The 6,576-nt window shown below is 74.2% G+C and carries 5 protein-coding genes; 2 read left to right on the top strand and 3 right to left on the bottom strand.

Going from position 1 to position 6,576, the window contains the following annotated elements:
* Positions 1-343: 343 nt before the first annotated feature.
* Positions 344-1,336 carry an RNA polymerase sigma factor SigB gene (sigB, locus tag ACIA3K_RS24130; RefSeq protein ID WP_396803926.1) on the top strand — a complete coding sequence of 331 codons (993 nt, stop codon included), beginning with the start codon at positions 344-346 and terminating at the stop codon, positions 1,334-1,336.
* Positions 1,337-1,427: 91 nt separating this feature from the next.
* A complete protein-coding gene (locus ACIA3K_RS24125; protein ID WP_396803924.1) occupies positions 1,428-1,835 on the top strand; it encodes a VOC family protein in 408 nt (135 codons plus the stop codon).
* 13 nt (positions 1,836-1,848) lie between these two features.
* Here ACIA3K_RS24125 and ACIA3K_RS24120 read toward each other — a convergent pair whose 3' ends face one another.
* From ACIA3K_RS24120 to ACIA3K_RS24110, 3 genes are read right to left on the bottom strand one after another with little or no spacing between them, the layout of a single operon-like run.
* Positions 1,849-4,404, bottom strand: coding sequence for a GNAT family N-acetyltransferase (locus tag ACIA3K_RS24120; protein ID WP_396803922.1), 2,556 nt, complete (start codon positions 4,402-4,404; stop codon positions 1,849-1,851).
* 15 nt (positions 4,405-4,419) lie between these two features.
* Positions 4,420-5,601 carry an acetoin utilization protein AcuC gene (locus tag ACIA3K_RS24115; RefSeq protein ID WP_396803920.1) on the bottom strand — a complete coding sequence of 394 codons (1,182 nt, stop codon included), beginning with the start codon at positions 5,599-5,601 and terminating at the stop codon, positions 4,420-4,422.
* 48 nt (positions 5,602-5,649) lie between these two features.
* On the bottom strand, positions 5,650-6,510 hold the full coding sequence (locus ACIA3K_RS24110; protein WP_396803918.1) for a sulfurtransferase: 861 nt from the start codon (positions 6,508-6,510) through the stop codon (positions 5,650-5,652).
* Positions 6,511-6,576: the final 66 nt, after the last annotated feature.

Below are 6,576 nucleotides of genomic sequence, written 5' to 3'. Positions count from 1 at the left end.
AACTCAACGGCCGCCCCCGCCAGACCCTGGGATGGGACACTCCCGCAGAAGCCCTTGATCGGCTACTGCTTGCACCGACACCCTGAACCCGCCGCACGATTCTTGACGCAAACCTCTTGATCACCGGGATCGTCGGGAGCGCCGAGGGCGATCGGGGGCGGGTCGGGGGCGGGTCGGGGGGCGCAGTCGTTGGGGTTACAGATTTTGGGGGGGATCTGGCGCGTTTGCTGTCGGGTCCACGATCAGCTCACTCCCGTTTCACGTCCCGCCCGCCAAGCTGTGTCTCACACCGGCACCACTGGGCCGGAGACACGGCACAGACGTGGGATACGGGGAGACAGAGATGACGGAACAGCGGACGCGCCCAGCCATCAGCACCGAGACCGACGCCCTCACCGACCTGGACGCCACCGACGAGCGCGGGATCTCCACCGACCTGGTGCGGGCGTACCTCAACGGCATCGGTCGGACGAAGCTACTGACGGCCGCGCAGGAGGTCGAGCTGGCCCGGCGCGTCGAGGCCGGACTGTTCGCCGAGGAGAAGCTCGCCACCTGCACTCCGGTCTCGGACGAACTGCGGGCCGACCTGGAGCTGATCGTCGTCGAGGGCCGCGCGGCCAAGGACCACCTGCTGGAGGCGAACCTGCGGCTGGTGGTCAGCATCGCCAAGCGCTACACCGGACGCGGGATGGCTTTCCTGGACCTCATCCAGGAGGGCAACCTCGGTCTGATCCGGGCGGTGGAGAAGTTCGACTACGCCAAGGGCTACAAGTTCTCCACGTACGCCACCTGGTGGATCCGTCAGGCCATCACCCGCGCCATGGCCGACCAGGCCCGCACCATCCGCATCCCGGTGCACATGGTCGAGCAGGTCAACCGGATGGTCCGGGCCCGCCGCGAGCTGGCGGTGACGCTGGGCCGCGAGCCCTCCGTCGCGGAGGTCGCCCGGGCCCTGGAGATCCCCGAGTTCCAGGTCATCGAACTCATCTCGTACGACCGGGAGCCGGTCAGCCTGGACCAGGCCGTCGGCGACGACGGGGAGAGCGCGCTCGGTGACTTCGTGGCCGCGGTGGACCCGCGTACCGACCCGGGCGACGGGGCCGCGCAGGGCGAGCTGCGTAACGAGGTGAGTGTCGTGCTGGCCACGCTGTCGCAGCGGGAGCAGGCGGTCATCCGGCTCCGGTTCGGGCTGGACGACGGTCGGCAGCGCACCCTGGACGAGGTCGGCCGGGAGTTCGGCCTGTCCCGCGAGCGCATCCGGCAGATCGAGAAGGGGACGCTGCTGAAGCTGCGCGCGCCGGAGCGGGCGCAGCGCCTGGAGGCGTACGCCTGCTGACGCGCCCGAAGTTGTGGAAGGCCCTGGCGGTTCGCCGGGGCCTTCCTCCTTGCCGCGATGGTTGACTGGAGACCCCGACGAGAGGGCACCCGTGAACTGGACGCTGGAAGTCGTGATCGTGCCCGTCTCGGATGTGGACCGGGCGAAGCGGTTCTACGCCGAGCAGATCGGGTTCACCGTGGACCACGACACCGTGATCAGCGACGACGCGCGCATCGTGCAGCTGACCCCGCCCGGCTCCGGCTGCTCGATCGTGATCGGCAAGGGCGTCATCCCGGAGATGCCGCCGGGTTCCCTCAAGGGCTTGCAACTGGTCGTGCCCGACCTGAAGCGGGCCCACGCCGAGCTGGTCGAGCGGGGAGTGCAGGTCAGCGAGATCCAGACGCTGGGCGTCAACCCCCGACCGGTGCCCGACCCGCTGGACAATGTCGGCTTCGTCTTCTTCGCCGATCCGGACGGCAACACCTGGGGCGTGCAGCAGATCTCCAGCCGCGCCTGAGCGGCGCGCCCCTTTAGAGGCGGCGGGGGCCGGTGTCCGGGCGAGCGGCCACACCGCCGACGCGTACCTGGGCGTGCAGGACCGAGATGCCGTCCGGGCGGGCGAGCACCGGGTTGAGGGTGACCGAACGCACCCGGGGCTGCTCGTCGGCGAGCTGACCGACCCGTAGCAGCAGGTCGGCCAGGGCCGCGCGGTCCACCGGCGCGGCGCCCCGGTGCCCCCGCAACAGCGGTGCCGCGCGGGGCTCGTCGACCAGTTCGGCGGCGTCGGTGTCGGTGAGCGGCACCGCCCGCCAGGCCCGGTCCCCGAGCAGGTCGGTGGCGACTCCCCCGAGTCCGAAGCCGACCACCGGCCCGAACGCCGGATCCTCCACCAGCTCTACCACGCAGGCCACCCCGGGCGGGACCATCGGCTGCACCAGCACGTCCGCGCCGAAGCCGGCGGCCATCTCGGTGTACGCGCGACGGACGCTCGCCTCGTCGCGCAGGTCGAGACGGACCGCGCCCAGGTCGAGCCGGTGCCGCAGCCCCGGGTCGGCGGCCTTGAGCGCCACCGGGAAACCCACCCGCGCCGCCGCTTCGACCGCCGCGTCGACCGTGTCCACGAGCGTCGACGGCACGGTCCCGATGCCGTACGCGGCCAGCAGCGCCCCCGCGTCGACGGGGTCGGCGCGCAGCGCGGCCTGCGCGGCGTCCCGGTCGATGCGGGGCAGCTGGGGTGCCACGCCGGACGGGCGGCCCAGCCAGCGCGCGTACCGGTGCACCCGGGCCAGGGCGCGGACGGCCTCCTCCACGCCGCCGTACGCGGGCACCCCGGCGGGCAGCCGGCCGACCAGGAACGTCGCCACGGTCGGCTTGCCCAGGGCGAGGGCCGCCGGCAGGGCGGCGGTGACGTCGGCGTCCACGTCGGTGCGTTGCCCGGGCAGCGGTGGGGCGAAGACCACCACGAGGGCGTCCACCCGGTCGTCGCCGGCCGTCTCGGCGAGGGCGGTGGCGAACTCGGCGGCGCCGGCGCTCGGGCCGACGTCACGGGGGTAGCCGTCGGCCACGGTCAGGCCCTGCGCGACGCACGCCGTCGCCGCCAACCCGGTCAGCGCCGACGAGTTGCCGACCACGCCGACCCGGTCGCCGGTGGGCAGGGGCTGGTTGGCCAGCAGCACTCCCACGTCGAGCAGTTCCGCCACGGTGTCCACCCGGATCACCCCGGACTGGGCGAAGAGCGCGGCCACCGCCACCGCGTCCGGGCCGGCGGCGTCACCGACCCCGGGTGGGCGGGCCGGAGAGGCGAGCGCCACCACCGGTTTGGCGCGACCGATCCGACGGGCCAGCCGGGCGAACTTGCGCGGGTTACCGAACGTCTCCAGGTACAACATGATCACGTCGGTGCCGGGGTCGTCCTGCCAGTACTGCAACAGGTCGTTACCGGACACGTCGGCCCGGTTGCCGGCGGAGACGAAGCTGGACAGGCCGAGGCCACGCCGGTCCGCCTCGGCGAGCAGCGCCACCCCGAACGCGCCGGACTGGCTGAAGATGCCGACCCGACCGGCCGGCGGCAGCGCGGGCGCGAGCGTGGCGTTGAGGCGTACCGTCGGATCGGTGTTGGCCACGCCGAGGCAGTTCGGGCCGACCACGCGCATGCCGGCGGCGTGGGCCGCGCGGACCAGCGACCGCTGCGTGGCCGCGCCCTCGCCGCCGGCCTCGGCGAAGCCGGCCGAGATCACGACGAGGCCGTGCACGCCGGCGGCGGCCGCGTCGGCGACCACCGCGGTCGCCGCCTCCGGCGGGACCGCCACCACCGCCAGGTCCACCGCCATCGGGGCGTCGACAGCGCTGGGGTACGCGGGCAGCCCGGCCACCGTCGACGCGCTCGGATGCACCGGCACGACCGCGCCGGTGAAACCGCCGTCGCGCAGGTGCCCGAGCACCGCCGCGCCGACACCCTGCCCGGTGGCGCTCGCGCCGTAGACGGCGATGCCCCGTGGCGCGAGCAGACGGGCGATCGACCGCGCCTCGGTGCGGTGTTCCCGGCCGCGCTGCACCTCCAGGGTGGCCTCGGTCGGGGCGATCGGGAAGCTGAGGTGCACCACGCCGTCGGCGTACGCGCGCTGGACCTGGTAGCCGAAGTCGGAGAAGACCCGCAGCATCGTCCCGTTGGCCGGCAGCACCTCGGCGACGAAGCTCATGATGCCGTTGCGCCGGGCGGCGTCGGCCAGGTGCTCCATCAGCACCGAGCCGATACCCCGCCCCTGGAAGGCGTCCTCCACCACGAAGGCCACCTCGGCCTCCGGCGCCTGCGGGCCCAGCCGCTCGTACCGGCCGACCGCGACGATCTGGTCGGCGGCCAGCACCACGAACGCCTCCCGGTCGTGGTGGTCGACCGTGACGAAACGGATCAGGTCCCGTTCCGGGATGCGCGGGTACGGCGAGAAGTACCGCAGGTAGCGGGTGCGCTCGGAGAACCGGCTGTGCATCGCCACCACGCCCGGCGCGTCGGTCGGGTCGATCTGTCGCAACTGGACGGTGCTGCCATCGCTGAGCAGCACGTCCACGGGTTGGTCCACGCTCGTCACCGAAAACGGCCCGGCTCAGTCCCGCGGGTCGTACGGATCGAGCCCGAGCAGCGGGAAGACGGTCTTGCGGGTCGCCGCGATGGCGCGGTCCACCGCGTTCGGCTCGCCCGTCGGCTGCCACGGCTCGTACGACGGGTCGGCGTCGTCGGTCATCCGCAGCGGGATCTCCCGGCCCGGTCGACGGGCCGCCGCCAACTCCCGCCAGGCGAGCGGGGTGAGCGTCGCCGGGTCGATCGGGTCGCCGGTCGCCACGGCCAGCAGGTGCGTCCATGCCCGGGGCACCGCCTCGACCAGCGCGTACCCGCCGCCGCCGGTCGCGATCCAGCGGCCCTCGCACAGCTCGTCGGCGAGCGACCGCAGCGCGAGGTAGGTGGCGCGCTGCCCGTCCACCGTCAGGTTCAGGTCGGCCAGCGGGTCCAGCCGGTGCCCGTCCGCGCCGCACTGGGTGACGAGCACCTGCGGGCGGAACGCGCGCAGCACCGACGGCACGATCGCGTGGAACGCCCGCTGCCAGCCGGTGTCGTCGACGCCCGGAGGCAGCGGCATGTTCACCGCGCTGCCCTGCGCGCCCGGACCGCCGGTCTCGTCGGGAAACCCGGTACCGGGAAAGAGCGCCAGTGGCGTCTCGTGCAGGCTGACCGTGAGCACCCGGGGGTCGTCCCAGAAGATGTCCTGCACCCCGTCGCCGTGGTGCACGTCCACGTCGACGTACGCGATCCGCTCCGCGCCCAGGTCGAGCAGCCGGGCGATGGCCACCGCCGGGTCGTTGTAGACGCAGAAACCGGACGCCCGGGCGGGCATCGCGTGGTGCAGGCCACCGGCCACGTTGACGGCCCGACGGGCGTCGCCCCGCCAGACCGCCTCCGCGGCGGCAACCGTCGCGCCGGCGATCAACGCGCTGGACTCGTGCATCCCCTCGAAGATCGGGTTGTCGGAGGTGCCCAACCCGTACCCGGCGAACAGCGGGTCGCGCGGCGCGGCCCGTACGGCGGCCAGGTAGGCCGGGTCGTGCACGCGGGTCAGCAGGGCGTCGTCGGCGGGCTCCGGCTTGACCACGCGCACACCGGGTCGGGCCAGGACGCCCAGCTCCTGGGCGAGCGCGACGGTCAGCTCCACGCGGACCGGGTCGAGCGGATGGTCACCCAGGTTGTAGGCCAGCAGCGCGGGGTCCCACACCACCACCGTGTCGTCGGACATGAGCCCATCGTCGCACGAGGACCGTCGTCGGCCCGTCGCACGCGCTGGTCAGCGCTCCGGTGTCGGCCCGGTGGCTACCGGCCGGGACGCGTCGGCGACCCAGTTGCTCCACGACCCGACGTACAGCGCGGCGTCCGGCCGGCCGGCCAGGTGCAGCGCGAGGACCGCCTGCGCGGCGGTGACACCGGAACCGCAGTACGCCCCGACCTCCCGCGCCCCCTGGACGCCGACGGCGGCGAACCGGTCCCGCAACACCTCGGCGGCCGGGAAGCGCCCGTCGGCGCCCACGTACTCGCCGGCGGGCAGGTTCGCCGCGCCGGGCACGTGACCGGCGACCGGATCGATCGGTTCGACCTCGCCCCGGAAGCGCGGTGCCGCCCGTACGTCGAGCAGCACGGCGTCGGCGGCGGCGGCCAGGGCGGCGGCCTGCCCGGCGTCGAGCACCGGGAGGGCACCGGGGTGCACCTCGACGTCGCCGGGGCGCGGGACGGGCGCTTCGGTGGAGACCGGTCGGCCGGCGGCCACCCACGCCGGGAAGCCCCCGTGCAGCAGGCGCACCGGCCGGTGCCCGGCCCACCGCAACGTCCACCAGGCGCGCGCGGCGGCCAGGCCGTCGCCGCCGTCGTACACCACCACGGGGTGACCGGAACGGACGCCGGCGGCCCGCAGCGCCCCCCGCAGCGCGCCCGGGTCGGGCAGCGGGTGCCGGCCGCCAACGCCGGGCGGCCCGCACAGCGCGGTGTCCAGGTCGACGAAGACCGCGCCGGGCAGGTGACCGGCCAGGTAGTCGTCGTGGCCGGGCGGGCCGGTGAGCCGCCAGCGGACATCGAGCAGGGTGGGCGGGTCGGCGTGGTCGAGCTCGGCGGCGAGCCGGTCGACCTCGACGAGCAGCTCCTCGGTACCGGACATGGCGACCATCCAACACCATCCGGGTCACCCCGGCGCGATTCGGCAGCGGTCGCTCGGCGCGCGGCA

It is taken from the genome of Micromonospora sp. NPDC051543 (assembly GCF_044454415.1).
In the GTDB taxonomy this organism is placed as follows: Bacteria; Actinomycetota; Actinomycetes; order Mycobacteriales; family Micromonosporaceae; genus Micromonospora.
Note: the sequence above shows the minus strand (reverse complement) of the source record. Positions and strands in the feature narration are given on the sequence as shown.